Origin of the sequence: Klebsiella sp. M5al, assembly GCF_002090195.1 — a bacterium.
In the GTDB taxonomy this organism is placed as follows: domain Bacteria; phylum Pseudomonadota; class Gammaproteobacteria; order Enterobacterales; family Enterobacteriaceae; genus Klebsiella; species Klebsiella grimontii.
Genome location: NZ_CP020657.1, coordinates 3,297,002 through 3,315,822 on the forward strand (window position 1 = coordinate 3,297,002; position 18,821 = coordinate 3,315,822).

Consider the following 18,821-nt stretch of genomic DNA (forward strand, 5'->3'; position numbering starts at 1 on the left):
TTTAAATTCATATCGTTGTAATCTATAAACCTGGAAATCCATAAACTCCAGTGCAGTGCCTAACCAACCAGATACGGCTGCACGAATGAGATCGGAAGTGGTTCTCTCATTTTTTACGGTAGTCATAATGATTATCTCTAATTGTAGAATACAGAGTCCGCACCTGTTGTTATTAGCTGAAGGTTAATAAAACCTTACAGCACCGTTTCCTGTCATTTTCAAAAAGCTCCAGCGCATCGATAACCTGTTGATACGCAAATTGGTGAGTAATCAACTCCTCCGGATTAATTAAACCTTGTTCCAGCCACTTGATGACGACCGGGAATTTATTGGCGTTAAGACGCGAGGAGAAAATAGAAAGCTCTTTCCCGGTAATCCCCTGCTGCGCAACCTGGGAAGGTTCCGTGGAGAATCCCATCAATACAATTCTCGCTGCCGGGGAGGCCAGGTTGACCGCCTCCTGGAGAATTGCGGGATGACAGGCGGCATCGATAATCAGCGTCGGCAGTATCCCCTTCGCCTTCAGCGTTTCCGCCAGAGGCTCATCGCTGTTGTTAATCACCCAGTCCGCGCCGTTACGCTGCGCCATCTGCAGGCGTTCATCAATGCGATCGACAACGATAACCTGCTTAACGCGATACACCCGCTTCAGCACCTGAATCGTCGTCAGGCCCATCGGCCCGGCGCCGTAGACCAGCGCGATATCCTGGTCGGTAGGCGAAACGTGCCCGGTCACGTTAGCCGCGATGGTAAAGGGCTCAATCATCACCGCGTGGCTGTCCGAAACGTTGTCCGGAACCTGCCAGGCATTTTTCGCCGGCACCACCGCGTACTCGCTGAAGCCGCCGTCGCGATGCACACCGAGCACCACCAGCGAGGTACAGACGTTCGGCTTGCCCACCGAGCAAGGGTAGCAATGACCGCAGCTAATGACCGGATCAACGCTAACCCGCTGGCCGACGGCTTTGTCGGTCACCCCTTCACCGATGGCGTCAATGACGCCAAAAAATTCATGGCCAATGACGCGCGGGTATTTGGCAAACGGATTGTGCCCGCGATAAATATGGCTATCGGAACCGCATATTCCCGCCAGCTTAATTTTTACCCGCACTTCGCCCGCGGCAGGCTGCGGGATCGGCCGCTCTTCAATCACCAGTTCATTGGGCTGACGAATCACAATACTTTTCATTTTGGCTTCCTTTTTTACCAGTTCCACAGCGTACCGTCTTCCAGACGCGCGACCGGCAGATAAGCCGGTTCATAGGGATATTTCGCGGCCAGTTTTTCATCAAACTCGATGCCCAGCCCCGGCTTTTCCCCCGGATGCATATAGCCGTTATCAAACGTCCAGCTGTGCGGGAAGACTTCCAGCATCTGTTCGGAATAGCCCATATATTCCTGGACGCCAAAATTCGGCACCCACAGGTCGAAATGCAGCGCGGCCGCCATGCAGACTGGAGACAGATCGGACGGCCCGTGCGAGCCGGTGCGTACCTGATAAAGCGAGGCAAAATCGGCGATCCGACGCATCCCCGTAATCCCGCCCGCGTGGGTAATGGTGGTGCGGATATAGTCGATCAGCTGCTCTTCAATCAGCTGTTTACAGTCCCAAATGCTGTTGAAGACTTCGCCGACGGCAATCGGCGTGACGGTATGCTGGCGAATTAACCGGAAGCACTCCTGATTCTCCGCCGGGGTCGGATCCTCCATCCAGAACAGGCGGTAATCTTCGATACTCTTGCCAAAACGCGCCGCTTCAATCGGCGTCAGGCGGTGATGCATGTCATGCAGCAGATGCTCGTTAAAGCCAAATTTTTCGCGTACGGCGGCAAACAGCTGTGGCGTAAAATCGAGATACTTCTCGGTAGACCACAGCTGCTCTTCCGGCCATTGACCTTTGGTTGCCGGTTCGTAGGCCTGGCCCTTACCTTTCGCCATCCCGTAGGTGGTCTTCATCCCCGGCACGCCGCACTGCACGCGAATCGCTTTAAACCCCATCTCTTTATGACGAGCGTAGTCGTCCAGGACTTCATCGATGGAGTGACCCGTGGTGTGGCAGTAAACCATCACCCCTTCCCGCGAAGCCCCGCCCAGCAGTTGGTATAGCGGCATGCCTGCGGCTTTCGCCTTAATATCCCAGAGCGCCATATCGATGGCGGAAATCGCCGACATCGTAACCGGACCACGACGCCAGTAGGCGCCCTTGTAGAAAAACTGCCAGATATCCTCAATGCGATGCGCATCGCGACCAATCAGTTGCGGACAGAGGTGATCCCGCAGATAGGATGCGACGGACAGCTCGCGACCATTTAGCGTCGCGTCACCCAGACCGACAATACCGTCATCGGTGGTGACTTTAAGGGTGACGAAGTTGCGCCCCGGACAGGTGACGAAAACTTCAGCGGCAACGATCTTCATTTCTCATTCCTTACTTCTATGCGGTTAGTGGGTAAAATTAAACCATCAGACCTACTACCATACAAGTATAACGATCGAAAAAGACGCGACAGATCACACTATCGCGCCGGACAGAAAGGAGGAATAAACAGAGAACGTGAACGCGAATGCCTTACCGCACAGGGGTGTGCTGGCGCCGCCTATCCCGACGCCATGCAGTAAAAAAGGTCTATGCGCGTCCCCAGCCGGCTACAATAATCAGCATGCCGCACAGCGCAACCAGCGCGCCGGCCCAATCATAGTGGCTGAGTTTGACGCCATCGATAAAGCGCAGCCACAGCAGCGCGGTGCAGACATATACCCCACCGTAAGCGGCATACACCCGTCCGCTTGCCTCCGGGTGCAGGCTCAGTAGCCAGACAAAAGCGCCAGCGCAGCGGCGGCCGGAATCAATAGCAACGGCGTGGCCCCGCGTTTTAACCATAGCCAGGGAAGATAGCAGCCAATGATTTCGCACAGCGCGGTGGCAAAGAAAAGCAGCGTCGTTTTTAACATATAAAGCGTCGTGAGTTGAGCAAGCGTTAACGCATTCTACGCAATAATGGCCGTCGTTTACTCCGTTTTGTCGGGTATGCCGTCGAAAGGAGATGTAGTAAACTTAGTCCGAGGGAATCACTTAAAGGAAATCGTGATGAACACAACACTGAATAAACGCTGGTGCCTGACCGCTCTGCTGGCGCTGAGCGCGATGGTCTTTACCGCCTCGTCATTTGCCAAAACCGACAAGCTGGTGATTGAGTCCGGCGACAGCGCCCAGAGCCGCCAGCAGGCCGCAATGGAAAAAGAGCAGTGGAACGACACCCGCTCTTTACGCCAGAAGGTCAACACCCGCGCTGAAAAAGAGTGGGATAAAGCCGACGTGGCTTTTGACGCCCAGGATAACTGCCAGAAGAGCGCGAACGTCAACGCCTACTGGGAACCTAACACCCTGCGCTGCCTTGACCGCCGCACCGGACGCACCATTACCCCGTAATGTATGGCGCCCGCGGGCGCCACAACCTATAAAGCTCCGCAATCACTCACAGGTATTTCCATGACTGACGCATCTCACGTCAAACTCCGTCCGCTCGAGCGCGAAGACCTACGCTTTGTCCACCAGCTCGACAACAATGCCAGCGTTATGCGTTACTGGTTTGAAGAACCCTATGAAGCCTTTGTCGAACTGTCCGACCTGTACGACAAACACATTCACGATCAGAGCGAACGCCGCTTTGTCATTGAATGCGCTGGTGAAAAGGCCGGACTGGTGGAACTGGTTGAAATCAACCATGTGCACCGCCGCGCCGAGTTTCAGATTATTATCTCGCCTGATTATCAGGGAAAAGGCCTGGCCACCCGCGCCGCAAAGCTGGCGATGGACTACGGTTTTATGGTGCTCAACCTGTATAAGCTGTACCTCATCGTCGATAAAGAAAATGAAAAAGCGATCCACATCTACCGCAAGCTCGGCTTTATGGTAGAAGGCGAGCTGATTCATGAATTCTTTATTAACGGCGAATACCGCAATACCATCCGTATGTGCCTGTTTCAGCACCAATACCTGGCCGAGCATAAAACGCCGGGACAGACGCTGCTGAAACCTACGGCTCAATAATATTCAATGGTGCTTTTGATGGTGTAGTGCCGGGTTAGCGAAGGCTGCACGCTATCGTCAACCACCTGAAGCTCACAGCTTACCGGGTTGTCGTGGCGGTCGTAATCGCAGGTCTGGCTGACGTTGCCCAGCGTGCGGTCATTGAAGGTGCTCACTGCGGTGTAGTCCATTTTTTTGCGCGGATCGGATGATGGCGTTGAGGCCACCGTAAAGCGTTCCCCTTTGGCGGTCGTCGTTTTGCCCAGCGGGTAGCCTTCTCTGTCGTAGCGGTATGTCGCGGTGCTTTCTTTACCGCGAGCGGTGACGACGAACCCGTGCTCATCGGTTTCCCACGACACGCCCGCCGAGGGCATTTCCGCCAGCTGGCATTTGCCCTGCACACGCAGGCGCTTTTCGTGGCTTTGCGCATCCAGGTAGTAGTTCGCGTCCAGCACCAGCGCCGCGCCGGTTTTGTTCTCCAGATCCTCAAACGCCAGCAGGTCGAAGCACCCTTCACTGGACAAACGCCCTTTGACCCACTTCACCACCTGGTCATGTTCGTCATACAGCGTCTGGCTAAACGCTTTTACCGGCCCGCGCAGCGGATCGAACTCAAATTCGTTAGAAAAGCTGGCCATTTCCGGGGTGAAGGCCTGCGGCGCGCCCTTTTCATCACAGGCGCTAAGCGCCCCAACTGCCAACAGCAGCAAAAACCGTTTTTTCACGCGCGATTCCTTTTGTGCATAGTGCAATCATATTAGCAAATACAATTGTTTACACCACTTCTGCTATGCTTAACTTTGGATAACGTTAATAAGGAGTTTATGATGAAACTATCACCCTGGCTATGTACGGCTCTGCTACTGGGTTCGACAGCTGCTTTCGCGGCGCCGGATTCCTGCGAGCGGGTAAAAAGCGATATTCAGCAGAAAATCATCAACAACGGCGTCCCGGAATCGGGCTTCAGCCTGACCATTGTCCCGAACGACCAGCCCGATCAGCCCGGCGCGCAGGTTGTCGGCCACTGCGCCAACGATACCTTTAAAATCATCTACACCCGCGACAGCGGCGCGCAGTAACCTCGCCGCATGACTGGAGAAGTCTTATCCCTCGGTTGACCAGGGATAAGATCTCTCTACTCCATTTTAAGTATGATCCCTCACTCTCCACGCCGACCTTACGCAGGCGTTGGCATTACGCCATTATAACAAAATCATGGAGTGAGCTATGTCTAACCAGGAACATACCGGCGGCCTTAGCCGTCGAACGCTAATTAAATCATCCGCCCTCGGCTCGCTGGCTCTCGCGGCCGGCGGTTTATCCCTGCCTTTCAGCCTGCGCCGCGCCGCCGCCGCTGTACAAGAAGCGACCCACGGCGAGGAACGGATCGTCTGGGGCGCCTGTTCGGTCAACTGCGGCAGCCGCTGCGCGCTGCGTTCACACGTTCGCGATGACGAAGTGGTCTGGGTCGAAACCGACAATACCGGCACGGACAGCTATGGCGATCACCAGGTGCGCGCCTGCCTGCGCGGGCGTTCTATTCGTCGTCGTATTAACCACCCCGACCGCCTCAACTACCCGATGAAACGCGTCGGCAAACGCGGGGAAGGCAAGTTCGAACGTATCAGCTGGGACGAGGCGCTGGACGCCATCGCCGCCAGCCTGAAAAACGTGGTGGCAAAATACGGCAACGAAGCGGTCTACATTAACTACTCTTCCGGGATTGTCGGCGGCAATATCACCCGCTCCTCCCCTTACGCCTCGCTGGTGGCGCGTCTGATGAACTGCTACGGCGGTTTTTTAAGCCACTACGGTACCTATAGTACGGCGCAGATTTCCTGCGCGATGCCCTATACCTACGGCAGCAATGACGGCAACAGCACCTCCGATATTGAAAACAGCAAACTGGTGGTGATGTTCGGCAATAACCCGGCGGAAACGCGCATGAGCGGCGGCGGGATCACCTACTATCTCGAACAGGCGCGCGAGCGCTCTAATGCTCGGATGATCGTTATCGATCCGCGCTATACCGACACCGCCGCCGGGCGCGAGGACGAATGGATCCCGATTCGCCCGGGTACGGATGCGGCGCTGGTGGCCGGTATCGCCTGGGTTTTGATCGACGAAAACCTGGTCGACCAGCCGTTCCTTGATACCTACTGCGTCGGCTACGACGAGAAAACGCTGCCGGAAGGGGCCCCGGCCAACGGACACTACAAAGCGTATATTCTCGGCCAGGGCGACGATGCTACCGCCAAAACGCCCCAGTGGGCGTCACGCATCACCGGCATTCCGGCGGATCGCATCATTAAGCTTGCGCGCGAAATTGGCGCCGCAAAACCGGCCTACATCTGCCAGGGGTGGGGACCGCAGCGTCAGGCTAATGGCGAACTGACCTCCCGGGCGATCGCCATGCTGCCTATTTTGACCGGTAACGTGGGGATTAACGGCGGCAACAGCGGCGCGCGCGAGTCAACTTACACCATTACCATCGAACGCATGCCGCTGCCGGAAAACCCGGTGAAAACGCAGATCTCCTGCTTCAGTTGGACCGATGCCATCGATCGCGGCGCAGAAATGACCGCGACCCGCGACGGCGTGCGCGGCAAAGAGAAGCTGGACGTGCCGATTAAATTCATCTGGAACTACGCCGGCAACACCATCATCAACCAGCACTCTGATATCAATAAAACCCACGATATCCTGCAGGATGAAAGCAAGTGCGAAACGATCGTGGTTATCGACAACTTTATGACCTCATCGGCCAAATACGCCGATATTCTGCTGCCGGACCTGATGACCGTCGAGCAGGAAGATATTATTCCCAACGACTACGCCGGCAATATGGGCTATCTCATCTTTATTCAGCCGGTCACCTCCGCTAAATTTGAGCGCAAGCCGATCTATTGGATCCTCAGCGAAGTCGCAAAGCGCCTTGGCGATGATATCCACCAGAAGTTTACCGAAGGCCGTACCCAGGAGCAGTGGCTGCAGCATCTGTACGCGAAAATGCTGGCGAAAGACCCGGCGCTACCGAGCTACGACGAACTGAAAAAGATGGGGATTTATAAGCGTAAAGACCCCAACGGCCACTTTGTCGCCTATCGCGACTTCCGCAAAGACCCTGTCGCCAACCCGCTAAAAACCCCATCGGGTAAAATCGAGATCTACTCCAGCCGTCTGGCGGATATCGCCGGCAAATGGCAGTTGGAAAAGGACGAAACCATCAGTCCATTACCGGTATACGCGTCGACTTTCGAAGGCTGGGACGACCCGCTGCGCGAGAAATTCCCGCTGCAAATGTTCGGCTTCCACTATAAGGCGCGCACCCACTCCAGCTACGGCAACATCGATGTGTTACAGGCCGCCTGCCGCCAGGAGGTATGGCTTAACCCGCTGGATGCCGAGAAGCGCGGGATTAAAAATGGCGATATGGTGCGCGTATTCAACGCCCGCGGCGAACTGCGCATTCCGGCTAAGGTGACCCCGCGCATCATGCCCGGCGTATCGGCGATGGGCCAGGGCGCCTGGCATGACGCCAATATGAACGGCGATCGCATCGATCGCGGCTCCTGTATCAATACTCTCACGACGCATCGTCCTTCGCCGCTGGCGAAAGGCAATCCCCAGCACACCAATCTGGTCGAAATCGAGAAGGTTTAAGGAGTAAACCATGAGCGCTCAGTATGGATTTTTTATCGATTCCGCCCGCTGCACCGGCTGTAAGACCTGCGAGCTGGCCTGTAAGGATTATAAAAACTTAACGCCTGACGTCAGCTTTCACCGCATTTACGAATATGCGGGCGGCGACTGGCAGGAAGATAACGGCGTGTGGAATCAAAACGTTTTCGCCTATTACCTTTCCATTGCCTGCAACCACTGCGAAGACCCGGCCTGTACTAAAGTGTGCCCCAGCGGCGCCATGCATAAGCGCGATGATGGCTTTGTGGTGGTGAACGAAGAGGTATGCATCGGCTGTCGCTACTGCCATATGGCCTGCCCGTACGGCGCGCCGCAGTACAACGCGGCGAAAGGCCACATGACCAAATGCGACGGCTGCTACGACCGGGTTGCTGACGGTAAAAAACCGATTTGCGTCGAATCCTGTCCGCTGCGGGCGCTCGACTTTGGCCCCATCGAAGAGCTGCGCGAAAAGCACGGCCAGCTTGCCGCCGTCGCGCCGCTGCCGTCCGCGCACTTCACTAAACCGAGCATTGTGATTAAACCTAACGCCAACAGCCGTCCGACGGGTGATACCACCGGCTATCTGGCCAACCCGAAGGAGGTGTAACGTGGGAAATGGATGGCATGAATGGCCGCTGGTGCTGTTTACGGTGCTGGGGCAAAGCGTTGCAGGGGCGATTATCGTCAGCGGGCTGGGCTGGCTTTCGCTGAATAACAACTCCGAAGCCCGCCAGCGCCTGGTGCGCGGCATGTTTTTTATCTGGCTGGTGATGGGGATTGGCTTTCTGGCGTCAATCATCCACCTCGGCTCGCCGCTGCGGGCGTTTAACTCGCTTAACCGGGTAGGCGCATCGGCGTTAAGTAACGAAATTGCCAGCGGCGCGCTGTTTTTCGCCGTGGGGGGTTTCTGGTGGCTGCTGACGATACTCGGCAAAATGCCGAATATGCTGGCCAAAGCCTGGCTCCTGCTCACCATGCTGCTCGGCTGCCTGTTCGTCCTTGAGATGACCCTGGTCTATCAAATTGATACCGTGCCGACCTGGTATAATGCCTACACCACCGCCGCCTTCTTTCTGACGATGGTGCTGTGCGGGCCGCTTTTCGCCGCCCTGCTGCTGCGGGTAGCCAACGTGCCTTTTAACGGCACCGTCTTCGCGTCGATGAGCGTCCTTGCGCTGCTGGCAAGCCTGGCGGTGGTCATTTTGCAGAACAGCGAACTGGCGGAGATCCGCAGCTCCGTGCAGCAGGCCAGCGCCCTGCTGCCAAACTACGGCTGGCTACAAATCCTGCGTTTAGTATTTTTGACGCTGGGCCTTGGCTGCTGGATCTGCCCGCTGGCAAGAAAGAAAAACCCGCGCATCGCCAGCCTGCTGCTCGGACTGATCCTGGTATTACTCGGCGAGTTTATCGGTCGCGGCCTGTTTTATGGCCTACATATGACCGTCGGTACGGCGATTGCTGGTTAATCAACGGGTGCCGCGGCACCCTCTGCTGTTAAGGAATAGGTATGATGCAAGCGCAAGACCGCGACGCCGTCGCACTCAGCGCCCGTACGCTGGGCGCGCTGTTTTCTTTTGCTCCGGATAGCGAGCAGGTGGCTCCGCTAATCGCGGCCCTGCGCGACGGCAGCTGGCAGAGTCAGTGGCCCTGGCCGGTCGCGGACGGCCTGGCGGCACAGTTCGCTATCGCAAGCGATGAACCGCTGGCGGAAGCCTGGCAGCGGCTGTTTATCGGCCCGTGGGCGCTGCCCGCGCCGCCGTGGGGCTCCGTCTGGCTGGACAAAGAAAGCGTGCTGTTCGGCGACTCGACGCTGGCGCTGCGCGAGTGGATGCGGGCAACCGGCATCAGCCTGTCTGAGCGCCGAGCCGAGCCGGAAGACCACTTCGGGACGCTGCTTCTGCTGGCGGCCTGGCTTTGTGAATCCGCTCAGGATGAGGCATTTAACCAGCTGCTGGCCTGGCATCTTCTCCCGTGGTCGGGGCGCTTTCTGAGCGTGTTTATCGCCGGGGCGGAAAATCCTTTTTATCAGGCTCTGGGCCAGCTGGCGCAAGAGACGCTGGCGCGCTGGCAGGCGCAGCTCCCCTGCGCGGTCGCCGATAAACCGCTCTACCGTTAACCCCTGACGCTATGCCCGCCCGGCGGGCATAGCCTATCGGTGACAACGTCACTTCCTGCCGTTTTCGCACTTATCGCTTTTGCGTCTATGCTTATACCCGGTAAAAATAAGCCATGTCCCCCGCTAATCGTATTCGCTGATGCATCGTCTTCACGCTTATCCTGATATTCAGGTTATGTTTCGCCGCCTGCTGATTGCCATGCTGGTCGGCGTCTTCGCCGCGCTCGCGGTTGCCCTGTTTCGCCACGCGATGGCCGGTCTGGAAAGCCTGTTTCTGAGCAATGACAGCGGAAGCCTGGTCAACGCCGCCGAGTCGATGGCCGGATGGCGTCGGTTATTGACGCCCGCGCTCGGCGGTTTTGCGGCTGGCGCCCTGCTCTGGCTCTGGCAGCGGCGCACCAGTGCACGACCCCATGCGCCAACCGACTATATGGAAGCCCTCGAGACCGGCGACGGCGTGTTTGATACGCCCGCCAGCCTGGTAAAATCGCTGGCTTCCCTGCTGGTGGTGACCACCGGCAGCGCCATAGGCCGCGAGGGAGCGATGATCCTGCTGGCCGCGCTGGCCGCGTCGCTGTTCGCCCGCTGCTTTACGCCCAAAGACGAGTGGAAGCTGTGGGTAGCCTGCGGCGCCGCCGCCGGGATGGCCAGCGCCTACCACGCTCCGCTGGCCGGAAGCCTGTTTATCGCCGAGATCTTATTCGGCACCCTGATGCTGGCGTCGCTAGGCCCGGTCGTGATTGCCGCGGTGGTCGCCCTGCTGCTGACCAATCTGCTGAACGGCGGTTCGGCCCCGCTGTATCACGTTGAATTGCACGAAACCCTGCGCGCGACGCACTATGCGCTGATGCTGGCGACGGCTCTGCTGGCCGGGCTTTGCGGGCCGCTGTTTATCTGGCTGATGGGCTATAGCCATGGCTGCTTTGTCCGGCTGCGCCTGTCGCCCCCCTGGCAGCTGGCGCTCGGCGGTCTCATTGTCGGTCTGCTGTCGCTGATCGCGCCAGCCGTCTGGGGGAATGGCTATAGCGTTGTCCAGAGCTATCTCCTGTCACCGCCGCTGTTCAGCGCAATACTTACGGTGTTTGTCTGCAAGCTGCTTGCGGTACTCGCCAGCAGCGGCTCCGGGGCGCCGGGCGGCGTATTTACGCCAACGCTATTTATTGGGCTGGGGATCGGTATGCTGTTCGCCAGCCTGACCGGGCTGTGGCTGCCTGATGGCCAGGCGATCGCAATAGTGATTGGCTTAACCGGTATGGCGGCGTTTCTGGCGGCCACCACCCATGCGCCGATTATGTCAACGCTGATGATTTGTGAAATGACCGGACAGTACGTTTTACTGCCCGGTTTACTGATTGCCAGCGTGCTGGCATCGGTGCTATCGCGGACGCTACGCCGAGATTCTATCTACCGCCATCATCTCGCCGAGCATCGATAAGTCGATATACTGGCTTAGTTCGCGCTGTTCCGCGCGCGGCAAGTAAGGCAGTTCACCGATAAGCGGGGCCGGCAGCTTTTTGCTCAGCACGTCGATGATTTCAGCATAATGCGCCAGGCCCGGATTAATGCGGTTGGCCACCCAGCCGATAAGCGGCAGGCCGTCGTTAGCAATCGCCTGCGCGGTCAGCAGGGCGTGGTTGATACAGCCTTCCTGAATCCCCACCACCATGAGCACCGGCAGCTGTTCCTGCACTACCCATTCCGAAAGCGGACGCAGGTCGTTCATCAGGCTGCGCCAGCCGCCGGTACCTTCAACCACTACATGCTCAACCTGGCCGCTGAGCCGCTGGAGGCCATCCGACAGCAGGCCGTAGTTGATCGGACAACTGTGCGCCACGCTGCTTTCATCTTCGCTTAACGCGATGGGATTGACAGCTTCATACGGTAACACCAGCGATGACACGCTCTGTAAGACCAGCGCATCTTTGTTCCGCAGTCCGTCCGGCGTCTCTTTACTGCCCTTCGCCACAGGCTTGTATCCGGCGACGCTTTTGCCGCAGGCAGCCAGTGCCTGCAACAGCGCACGGGAAACCACCGTCTTGCCGACGGCAGTGTCAGTACCTGTTATGAAGAAACGCTTAAACATCACTAACCCCACAGTTATGTTGATGAAATATACGGGAGAGAAATAATCAACTGTGGAAAAAGTCTACGCGATGCCGCCGGAAGCCAGCTTGAGATAGCGCAATTTTTGGTGTGAATATGAAAAAATGTTAACCCTGTAACAGTCGTATCAGCAACGATCCGTTATAGAGGGCATCCTTAACCAGGGCCGCGCCAGCCATCGTTCCCCGGTTAGAAAACTGGGTGCTTTCCACGGCAATATGTCGGCTATAGGCTGGTAACGATTGTTGTCGAATACAATCAGATATTGCCGGAAACAGAATATCCGCGGCCAGGTTGAAGGGGGAGCCGATAAGAATTTTTTGCGGGTTAAAAAGGTTAACCATAATCGCCAGAATCCGCCCGACGTGGTTCCCGACGCCGCTGATAATGTCCCGCGCCAGCAAATCCCCCTGCAGCGCGGCCTGACATAGCCATTCAACGCTCAGCGGCTGCTGGTGCAGCATCGAGCTCATCGACTTCGCCATGCGGATCTGCGCCAGCTCCAGCACGCTCTCCACGCTGGCGATCGTTTCCAGACAGCCATGGTTGCCGCAATAGCAGCGTTTCCCATACGGGTCGACCTGGGTGTGGCCGATCTCGACCAGGCTACTGCTGCCCGCGTGCAATAGACGGCCGTCGGTGATCACCCCCGCGCCGACGTTATGGTCTATCACCACCTGAATGACATCCCGCGCGCCTCTCGAGGCGCCAAACAGCGATTCGGCCATGGTCCAGGCGCTGATATCGTGCTGAATATAGACCGATACGCCGGTATGGTTGGCTAAGATCTCGCCCAGCGGCATATCCTTAACGTCTTCATAAAAAGGCATCCGGTGGATGATACCGTGCTCGGTGTCGATGATCCCCGGCATGGTGACGGCGATGGCGGTTAATCGCTCCAGCTTCTTTTGGTGACGAATAAAGAACTGGTCAACATGATCGAGTAGCCGGGTCGCAAAAGGCTGAACGTGCTGTAACGCCAGTTCAAGCTGCTCTTCCACCACCAGCGCGCTGCTTAAATCCCGCAGCGCGAGGTGGAGCTCGCCGCGGCTGATGCGGATAGAGAGATAGTGCCAGGCTTCTGTTTCCACCATTAGGCCAACGGCAGGCCTTCCCCGGCTACCCGGCTCCTGGATTTCCGTCTCCTGGACCAGATGCGCTTCCAGCATTTCACGGACGATCTTGGTGATGCTGGCAGGCGCCAGCTGCGCGAAGCGCGAGAGGTCGATGCGCGACACCGGGCCAAGCTGATCAATGAGGCGATAAACCGCGCCCGCGTTGGTCTGCTTAATTTGATCGATATGGCCTGGCTGACTGTCCGCTACCACCGTTGACTCCCTTTATTTTCGCGCTTCGAAATAAACTGACGGCTATGGTGAAGCACTTCAACGGTAATCGTCAAATTTTTGCTTAGCCTTGTGATTTACCGCACATTTTTAGCCGTTATTTGTCCTAAATAACTCACGTGGCGCTGGCAAGCAGCGATTCGCGAAAACGCCGGGCCGCCTGCCCCTGTTCACGATGTTTCGACCACACCAGCCACATTTCCGATACCGCATCCTGCTCTTCGATGGGCAGCCAGCACATTTCCGATAGCTGAACCCGTCTGAACGACGCCGGCAAAATCGACACCCCAAGCCCGGCGGCAACCAGGCCGATAATCGTCATCGCTTCCCCCACTTCCTGGGCGATCGTTGGCGTCAGATCGTAGCGGCGCAGCAGGCCGAGAATATCGTCATACAGCCCGGTACCGACATGGGGATCGAAAAACACAAACGGCTCCCGCGCCAGTTCCCGCAGGCTGACGCGCGGCTGGCTCGCCAGCGGATGATCGCGCGGCACCATCGCCAGCAGCGGTTCGCGCAGCACTCTTTCCCAGACCAGGGTTTCCGGCAGTTGGGTATTACGCATCAGCCCCAGATCCAGCGCCCCCTCGTTCAGCGGCACAATCTGCTCGCGCGTGTTGGTTTCCCGCGTCTGAATATGCACATCGGGATAGCGGCGTCGGAAGGTCGATAGCGTGTCCGATACCGCCTTAATAAAGGGGGCCGAGGAGGTAAAACCAATGCGCAGTTCGCCGGTTTCGCCGTGATGAAGACGGGCTGCCCGCGCGGCGGCATCGTCCACCTGGGAGAGGATCTGCCGGCTATCGGCGAGAAACTGCCTCCCGGCTTCCGTCAGGCTGACGCTGCGGTTCGTCCGGGCAAACAGACGTGCGCCAATTTGCTGCTCAAGGATTTGAATCTGCTGGCTAAGCGGCGGCTGAGAGATATTTAACCGCGCCGCCGCGTGGCCAAAATGGAGCTCTTCCGCCACGGCAATAAAATAGCGCAGATGACGTAGTTCAATATTCATATCTAAAACGTCTTATTTGAGATTATTAATATATTAGACAGAATATTTACATTTTCCTACTCTGAATAAGTGGCCATTGCGGTCGCTCAACTCTCTGTTTATCACCAAGGATTTTTCCGTGAGTCGTACAACTACCGCTGACACCGTCCCGGCAAACGACGTCAGCGACATTATCGCTCCTCAGCCAAACCAGTTTATCAAACGCGGTACCCCGCAATTTATTCGCGTCACCCTCGCCCTCTTTTCCGCCGGACTGGCGACCTTTGCGCTGCTCTATTGTGTTCAGCCGATTCTGCCGGTGCTCTCCAGCGAATTCGGCGTCTCGCCGGCCAGCAGCAGTATCTCGCTGTCGATTTCCACGGCGATGCTGGCGGTCGGCCTGCTGTTTACCGGTCCGCTATCCGACGCCATCGGCCGCAAACAGGTGATGGTGACCGCGCTGGTGCTGGCTTCCTGCTGCTCCCTGCTGTCGACGATGATGTCCAGCTGGCATGGGATCCTGATTATGCGCGCCCTGATCGGCCTGTCGTTGAGCGGCGTGGCGGCGGTCGGCATGACCTATCTGAGCGAAGAGATCCACCCCAGCGTCGTGGCGTTCTCAATGGGGCTGTATATCAGCGGAAACTCGATTGGCGGCATGAGCGGCCGTCTGCTGACCGGGGTATTCACCGATTTCTTCGGCTGGCGTATCGCGCTGGCGGTCATTAGCGGCTTCGCCCTCGCAGCCGCGCTGATGTTCTGGCGCATCCTGCCGGCGTCGCGCCACTTCCGTCCAACGTCGCTGCGGCCAAAATCGCTGCTGATCAACTTCCGCCTGCACTGGCGCGATCGCGGACTGCCGCTGCTGTTTCTTGAAGGTTTCTTATTAATGGGGGCATTCGTAACGCTGTTTAACTATATCGGCTATCGTCTGATGCTCTCACCGTGGTCGCTCAGCCAGGCGGTGGTTGGCCTGCTGTCGGTGGCCTATTTGACCGGAACCTGGAGTTCGCCGAAAGCCGGGGCGATGACCGTTCGCTACGGTCGCGGCCCGGTACTGCTGTTCTCCACGGCGGTAATGCTCGGCGGCCTGCTGCTGACCCTGTTCTCGTCGCTATGGCTAATTTTTATCGGCATGCTGCTGTTCTCCGCGGGCTTCTTCGCGGCACACTCGGTAGCCAGCAGTTGGATCGGCCCGCGCGCCCGTCGCGCCCGCGGTCAGGCGTCATCGCTCTATTTGTTTAGCTACTATCTGGGTTCCAGCATGGCGGGGACGTTAGGCGGCGTGTTCTGGCATCACTACGGTTGGAACGGCGTCGGCGGGTTTATCGCGCTGATGCTGCTGGCGGCGCTGCTCACCGGCGCGTGTTTGCATAAACGGCTGAAATAACGCGGGTTAACGTGGCCTGTCGCGGGCCACGCTATTCACCACATCCCCAGTACCGACGACATTCCTAACACCTCTCTAACGGCATCGATAGAAAGCAGAGCAATAAACAGCCAGGTAAACGGATTCATAATTCACCTCGCATAGGCGGGCTGTGCCTGCATTAAGTTTAGCCGCGGTTCAGAGAAAGCGTCTGTTACTTTACGCACATCCGGATTATTTCGAGCCAAACATAAAATACGCAATCGATTAATCCCTACATTATGCTAATGGCCGGCGAGCCGATGCGGGCGGCGATGTCCGATTGCCTCAGGAGATTTGTGGCGGAACGCCCCGCATCCCTCGACCCCATCGGCGTATCACGATAGTGTAGAGGCCAACGAAAACCTCTTTTGTTCACTTGCCACCGTCAGAGTGTAAACATGACCGAAAACAAAAATTATCATCAGCTTACCCGCACCTTTCAGCGACTCTCCCGCTTCTCGCATCTCTCGGCCATCGCCGGCTGGGATATGTTCGCCATGATGCCGCCCGGCGGCAGCGCGGCCCGCGGCGCAGCGCTCGCCGAGCTCGGCGTTTTGCAGCATCAGATCCTCACCGACAAGAAAGTGGGTGAATGGCTACAGAACGCGCTTCAGGAAGAGCTAAATGATGTGGAACAGGCAAACCTGCGCGAAATGACTCGCCAGTACCAACAGGCGGCGCTGCTGCCGGAAAGCCTGGTGGAAGCGAAATCGCTGGCGGGTAGCCGCTGCGAGCACGCCTGGCGCAGCCAGCGTCCGGCGAACGACTGGCAGGGTTTTGCCGAGAACCTGCGTGAAGTCGTCAAACTGAGCCGCGAGGAGGCGCAGATTCGCGCGGCGGCGAAAGGCGGCTCCCGCTATGACGCTCTGCTGGATATTTTTGAACCGGATATGACCAGCGCCCGTCTGGACGTGCTGTTCGCGGACCTGAAATCCTGGCTTCCTTCGCTGCTGGAAAAAGCGGTTGAGAAGCAGGCACAGACGCCGCTCATCGAACCTCAGGGGCCGTTTCCGATTACCGACCAGCGCGAGCTGGGACTGGAAGCGATGCGCGTGCTGGGATTTGATTTTGACGGCGGACGCCTGGATATCAGCGCCCACCCGTTCTGCGGCGGCGTCCCCGAGGATGTGCGTATCACCACGCGCTACAACGAAAACGACCTGCTCAGCGCGCTGTTTGGCGTGATTCACGAAACCGGCCACGCGCGCTATGAACAAAATCTGCCGCGTAACTGGCTCGATCAGCCCATTGCCCTCGCCCGTTCTACGGCGATCCATGAGTCGCAAAGCCTGTTTTTCGAGATGCAGCTTGGCCGCAGCGACGCCTTTCTGCAGCGCCTGCTGCCAACGGTACGCCAGTACTTTGGCGAACAGCCGGCCTTTAGCCGCGAAAACTTCATCGCCTGGAATCAGCGCGTCAAGCCGGGCTTTATCCGCGTCGACGCGGATGAGGTGAGCTATCCGGCACACGTCATTCTGCGCTATGAAATTGAACGCGCGCTGATTGATGGCGACATCGAGGTCGATGATATTCCGGCACTGTGGGACGAAAAAATGCAGCACTGGCTGGGACTTTCCACCACCGGCAACTACCGCGACGGCTGTATGCAGGATATCCACTGGACCGACGGCGGTTTTGGCTATTTCCCTTCCTATACGCTTGGCGCGATGTACGCCGCTCAGCTGATGGCTTCCGCCAGACGGGCGCTACCGCAGCTGGAAAGCGATATCGCCAACGGTAACTTCAGCGCCCTGTTTGACTGGCTGCGGCAAAATATCTGGCAGCACGGTAGCCGTTTTACCACCTCGCAGCTGATTCAGCATGCTACCGGAGAAGACCTTAACAGCGCCTATTTCCGCCAGCACCTTACCTCGCGTTATCTGTAAATCACCGGCGTCGGGCCCCGCTCCCGACGCCGTGTTCCACCTTGGCCGCAGCACGTTGTACATACGGTTACACGCCGATACCAAACACTCACGGAAACCTCGATAAGACAAGCATATAGTTCTTTCAACGGCCCCGCAGTGGGGTTGAAACAAGAAACCTTTCCGAGGATATCAGAATGAAAAAAGTATTAGCTCTGGTCGTTGCCGCTGCTATGGGTCTGTCTTCTGTTGCTTTCGCTGCCGATGCTGCCACCACCACAACTCCGGCGCCGGCTGCTGCAACTCACAGCACCACCGCTAAAGCGACCCACCATAAAAAACACCATACCGCCGCTGCCAAACCGGCTGCTGAGCAGAAAGCGCAGGCGGCTAAAAAGCACAAAAAAGCCGCAGCTAAACCAGCTGTAACCCAGAAAGCCCAGGCCGCTAAAAAGCACAAAAAAGCGGAAGCTAAACCGGCTGCCGCCCAGAAAGCCCAGGCCGCTAAGAAACACAAAAAAGCCGCTGCTAAACCTGTAGCTCAGAAAGCGCAGGCAGCTAAAAAACACCACAAAACCACTAAACATCATACCGCTAAACCAGCTGCACAACCGGCTGCTTAATCTCCCGGGTTAAGTTGTGTGATATGATATCGGCGCTGTCTTCAGCGCCGTTTTTTTCTGGAGAGCACCATGCTGCGGCGCTATCGTTTTGAGCTCATCCTGATCCTGCTGATTATCTGCGCGCTGGTCGCCAGCCGTTTTTTCCTTTACTAAAGATGTAGCTGCCACACGTTATATCCCAACCCATAGATCGCCAGAAGCAGCAGAAAAAGCGCCGAGACCCTCGTCAAGCGTTTGGCGCAACGCGCCGTTAACCAACGACGAACCGCCAGAATGAAAAGCGAAAGCACGCTCAGATCGATCGGCACCCACACCGCCGTCAATACCCCCAGACTGCAGCCGAAACTGTTGGTGAGATGAATAAACTGCGGAAAAAAACGGCAAAAAAGAGAATATCTTTGGGATTGCCTAATCTGCCCGCGATCCGCGCGGGACTGCTGGCCTTGCCCTTCTCTACCACGATAGCCACCGGCGAAGGCTACTATTTTGTCTGGCCGAAAAATACGCTCAGCCCGCAGCCGATCGCCCTATTGCAGCGTTTTTTAAACCAGCATATTCCCGGTCCGCTCTCCGCTGACGTTATCCGCCAGGGCGCGGCCCCGGATTACAGTACGTGAACCGCCGTCACCAGCAGATAGCCCGTGGCGCCCCAAAT

The 18,821-nt window shown here is 57.3% G+C and carries 19 protein-coding genes and 1 pseudogene; 12 read left to right on the forward strand and 8 right to left on the reverse strand.

Annotated elements, in window-relative coordinates; genetic code table 11:
* Nucleotides 1-172 precede the first annotated feature (172 nt).
* The 3 genes and pseudogenes from BWI76_RS15890 to BWI76_RS15900 form a co-directional block, all read right to left on the reverse strand.
* A complete protein-coding gene (locus BWI76_RS15890; RefSeq protein ID WP_024358039.1) occupies nt 173-1,189 on the reverse strand; it encodes a Zn-dependent oxidoreductase in 1,017 nt (338 codons plus the stop codon).
* 14 nt (nt 1,190-1,203) lie between these two features.
* Nucleotides 1,204-2,418 carry a starvation-sensing protein RspA gene (rspA, locus tag BWI76_RS15895; protein WP_004119717.1) on the reverse strand — a complete coding sequence of 405 codons (1,215 nt, stop codon included), beginning with the start codon at nt 2,416-2,418 and terminating at the stop codon, nt 1,204-1,206.
* A gap of 208 nt (nt 2,419-2,626) precedes the next feature.
* Nucleotides 2,627-2,952: pseudogene (locus BWI76_RS15900) on the reverse strand (YnfA family protein).
* Between the two features lie 136 nt (nt 2,953-3,088).
* On the opposite strand from BWI76_RS15900, the gene BWI76_RS15905 reads away from it, so the two are divergent.
* Nucleotides 3,089-3,430 (forward strand): DUF1283 family protein, encoded by a 342-nt coding sequence (locus tag BWI76_RS15905; RefSeq protein ID WP_004135642.1) that lies wholly within the window; start codon nt 3,089-3,091, stop codon nt 3,428-3,430.
* A gap of 60 nt (nt 3,431-3,490) precedes the next feature.
* Nucleotides 3,491-4,051, forward strand: a complete 561-nt coding sequence (speG, locus tag BWI76_RS15910) for a spermidine N1-acetyltransferase (protein WP_024358037.1) — start codon at nt 3,491-3,493, stop codon at nt 4,049-4,051.
* Here speG and BWI76_RS15915 read toward each other — a convergent pair.
* Nucleotides 4,045-4,755, reverse strand: a complete 711-nt coding sequence (locus BWI76_RS15915) for a YnfC family lipoprotein (RefSeq protein WP_004135640.1) — start codon at nt 4,753-4,755, stop codon at nt 4,045-4,047. The two genes, speG and BWI76_RS15915, sit on opposite strands and share 7 nt — an antisense overlap.
* A 102-nt stretch (nt 4,756-4,857) precedes the next feature.
* Here BWI76_RS15915 and BWI76_RS15920 point away from each other — a divergent pair, with 102 nt between their 5' ends.
* The 6 genes from BWI76_RS15920 (at nt 4,858) to clcB (ending at nt 11,265) form a co-directional block, all read left to right on the forward strand.
* Nucleotides 4,858-5,109, forward strand: coding sequence for a DUF1161 domain-containing protein (locus BWI76_RS15920; protein ID WP_004135639.1), 252 nt, complete (start codon nt 4,858-4,860; stop codon nt 5,107-5,109).
* A gap of 148 nt (nt 5,110-5,257) precedes the next feature.
* Nucleotides 5,258-7,693: a selenate/tellurate reductase subunit YnfE gene (gene ynfE, locus BWI76_RS15925; RefSeq protein ID WP_024358035.1), complete on the forward strand. Its 2,436-nt coding sequence runs from the start codon at nt 5,258-5,260 to the stop codon at nt 7,691-7,693.
* A gap of 10 nt (nt 7,694-7,703) precedes the next feature.
* A complete protein-coding gene (locus tag BWI76_RS15930) occupies nt 7,704-8,321 on the forward strand; it encodes a DMSO/selenate family reductase complex B subunit (protein ID WP_004135638.1) in 618 nt (205 codons plus the stop codon).
* 1 nt (nt 8,322) lies between these two features.
* Entirely contained in the window at nt 8,323-9,180 is an 858-nt protein-coding gene (locus BWI76_RS15935) for a DmsC/YnfH family molybdoenzyme membrane anchor subunit (RefSeq protein WP_004135637.1), read from the forward strand.
* 41 nt (nt 9,181-9,221) lie between these two features.
* On the forward strand, nt 9,222-9,830 hold the full coding sequence (gene dmsD, locus BWI76_RS15940) for a Tat proofreading chaperone DmsD (RefSeq protein ID WP_004135636.1): 609 nt from the start codon (nt 9,222-9,224) through the stop codon (nt 9,828-9,830).
* A 139-nt stretch (nt 9,831-9,969) separates the two neighbouring features.
* The gene (clcB, locus tag BWI76_RS15945) at nt 9,970-11,265 is read left to right on the forward strand and encodes a voltage-gated ClC-type chloride channel ClcB (RefSeq protein WP_024358033.1); all 1,296 of its coding nucleotides are present in this window, start codon (nt 9,970-9,972) and stop codon (nt 11,263-11,265) included.
* Here clcB and bioD read toward each other — a convergent pair.
* The 3 genes from bioD to BWI76_RS15960 form a co-directional block, all read right to left on the reverse strand.
* Nucleotides 11,218-11,913 (reverse strand): dethiobiotin synthase, encoded by a 696-nt coding sequence (gene bioD / locus BWI76_RS15950; RefSeq protein WP_004119700.1) that lies wholly within the window; start codon nt 11,911-11,913, stop codon nt 11,218-11,220. The genes clcB and bioD overlap by 48 nt on opposite strands.
* Nucleotides 11,914-12,040: 127 nt before the next feature.
* Nucleotides 12,041-13,261, reverse strand: coding sequence for a sugar metabolism global transcriptional regulator Mlc (mlc, locus tag BWI76_RS15955; RefSeq protein ID WP_004135633.1), 1,221 nt, complete (start codon nt 13,259-13,261; stop codon nt 12,041-12,043).
* A 133-nt stretch (nt 13,262-13,394) separates the two neighbouring features.
* Nucleotides 13,395-14,288 (reverse strand): LysR family transcriptional regulator, encoded by an 894-nt coding sequence (locus BWI76_RS15960; protein ID WP_004135628.1) that lies wholly within the window; start codon nt 14,286-14,288, stop codon nt 13,395-13,397.
* Nucleotides 14,289-14,406: 118 nt separating this feature from the next.
* Between BWI76_RS15960 and BWI76_RS15965 the strand changes: the two genes are divergently transcribed.
* The gene (locus BWI76_RS15965; protein ID WP_004135626.1) at nt 14,407-15,657 is read left to right on the forward strand and encodes an MFS transporter; all 1,251 of its coding nucleotides are present in this window, start codon (nt 14,407-14,409) and stop codon (nt 15,655-15,657) included.
* 35 nt (nt 15,658-15,692) lie between these two features.
* Here the strand turns inward: BWI76_RS15965 and BWI76_RS28560 are convergent, their stop codons facing one another.
* Complete coding sequence (locus tag BWI76_RS28560) at nt 15,693-15,785, reverse strand: KPN_01571 family protein (protein ID WP_004119695.1); 93 nt, start codon at nt 15,783-15,785, stop codon at nt 15,693-15,695.
* Nucleotides 15,786-16,076: 291 nt separating this feature from the next.
* Here BWI76_RS28560 and BWI76_RS15970 point away from each other — a divergent pair, with 291 nt between their 5' ends.
* From BWI76_RS15970 to BWI76_RS15985, 3 genes are all read left to right on the forward strand, one after another.
* The gene (locus tag BWI76_RS15970; RefSeq protein ID WP_004135623.1) at nt 16,077-17,564 is read left to right on the forward strand and encodes a carboxypeptidase M32; all 1,488 of its coding nucleotides are present in this window, start codon (nt 16,077-16,079) and stop codon (nt 17,562-17,564) included.
* A 176-nt stretch (nt 17,565-17,740) separates the two neighbouring features.
* A complete protein-coding gene (gene asr, locus BWI76_RS15975) occupies nt 17,741-18,166 on the forward strand; it encodes an acid resistance repetitive basic protein Asr (protein WP_004135622.1) in 426 nt (141 codons plus the stop codon).
* Nucleotides 18,167-18,564: 398 nt separating this feature from the next.
* Nucleotides 18,565-18,783 carry a hypothetical protein gene (locus BWI76_RS15985; protein ID WP_004135619.1) on the forward strand — a complete coding sequence of 73 codons (219 nt, stop codon included), beginning with the start codon at nt 18,565-18,567 and terminating at the stop codon, nt 18,781-18,783.
* Nucleotides 18,784-18,821 lie beyond the last annotated feature (38 nt).

What these genes read in the sequence shown, in the direction of transcription:
- BWI76_RS15890 (WP_024358039.1), bottom strand. Translation starts at nt 1,189, where the DNA reads ATGAAAAGTATTGTGATTCGTCAGCCCAATGAACTGGTGATTGAAGAG.
- rspA (WP_004119717.1), bottom strand. Translation starts at nt 2,418, where the DNA reads ATGAAGATCGTTGCCGCTGAAGTTTTCGTCACCTGTCCGGGGCGCAAC.
- BWI76_RS15905 (WP_004135642.1), top strand. Translation starts at nt 3,089, where the DNA reads ATGAACACAACACTGAATAAACGCTGGTGCCTGACCGCTCTGCTGGCG.
- speG (WP_024358037.1), top strand. Translation starts at nt 3,491, where the DNA reads ATGACTGACGCATCTCACGTCAAACTCCGTCCGCTCGAGCGCGAAGAC.
- BWI76_RS15920 (WP_004135639.1), top strand. Translation starts at nt 4,858, where the DNA reads ATGAAACTATCACCCTGGCTATGTACGGCTCTGCTACTGGGTTCGACA.
- ynfE (WP_024358035.1), top strand. Translation starts at nt 5,258, where the DNA reads ATGTCTAACCAGGAACATACCGGCGGCCTTAGCCGTCGAACGCTAATT.
- BWI76_RS15930 (WP_004135638.1), top strand. Translation starts at nt 7,704, where the DNA reads ATGAGCGCTCAGTATGGATTTTTTATCGATTCCGCCCGCTGCACCGGC.
- dmsD (WP_004135636.1), top strand. Translation starts at nt 9,222, where the DNA reads ATGATGCAAGCGCAAGACCGCGACGCCGTCGCACTCAGCGCCCGTACG.
- clcB (WP_024358033.1), top strand. Translation starts at nt 9,970, where the DNA reads ATGCATCGTCTTCACGCTTATCCTGATATTCAGGTTATGTTTCGCCGC.
- bioD (WP_004119700.1), bottom strand. Translation starts at nt 11,913, where the DNA reads ATGTTTAAGCGTTTCTTCATAACAGGTACTGACACTGCCGTCGGCAAG.
- BWI76_RS15960 (WP_004135628.1), bottom strand. Translation starts at nt 14,288, where the DNA reads ATGAATATTGAACTACGTCATCTGCGCTATTTTATTGCCGTGGCGGAA.
- BWI76_RS28560 (WP_004119695.1), bottom strand. Translation starts at nt 15,785, where the DNA reads ATGAATCCGTTTACCTGGCTGTTTATTGCTCTGCTTTCTATCGATGCC.
- BWI76_RS15970 (WP_004135623.1), top strand. Translation starts at nt 16,077, where the DNA reads ATGACCGAAAACAAAAATTATCATCAGCTTACCCGCACCTTTCAGCGA.
- asr (WP_004135622.1), top strand. Translation starts at nt 17,741, where the DNA reads ATGAAAAAAGTATTAGCTCTGGTCGTTGCCGCTGCTATGGGTCTGTCT.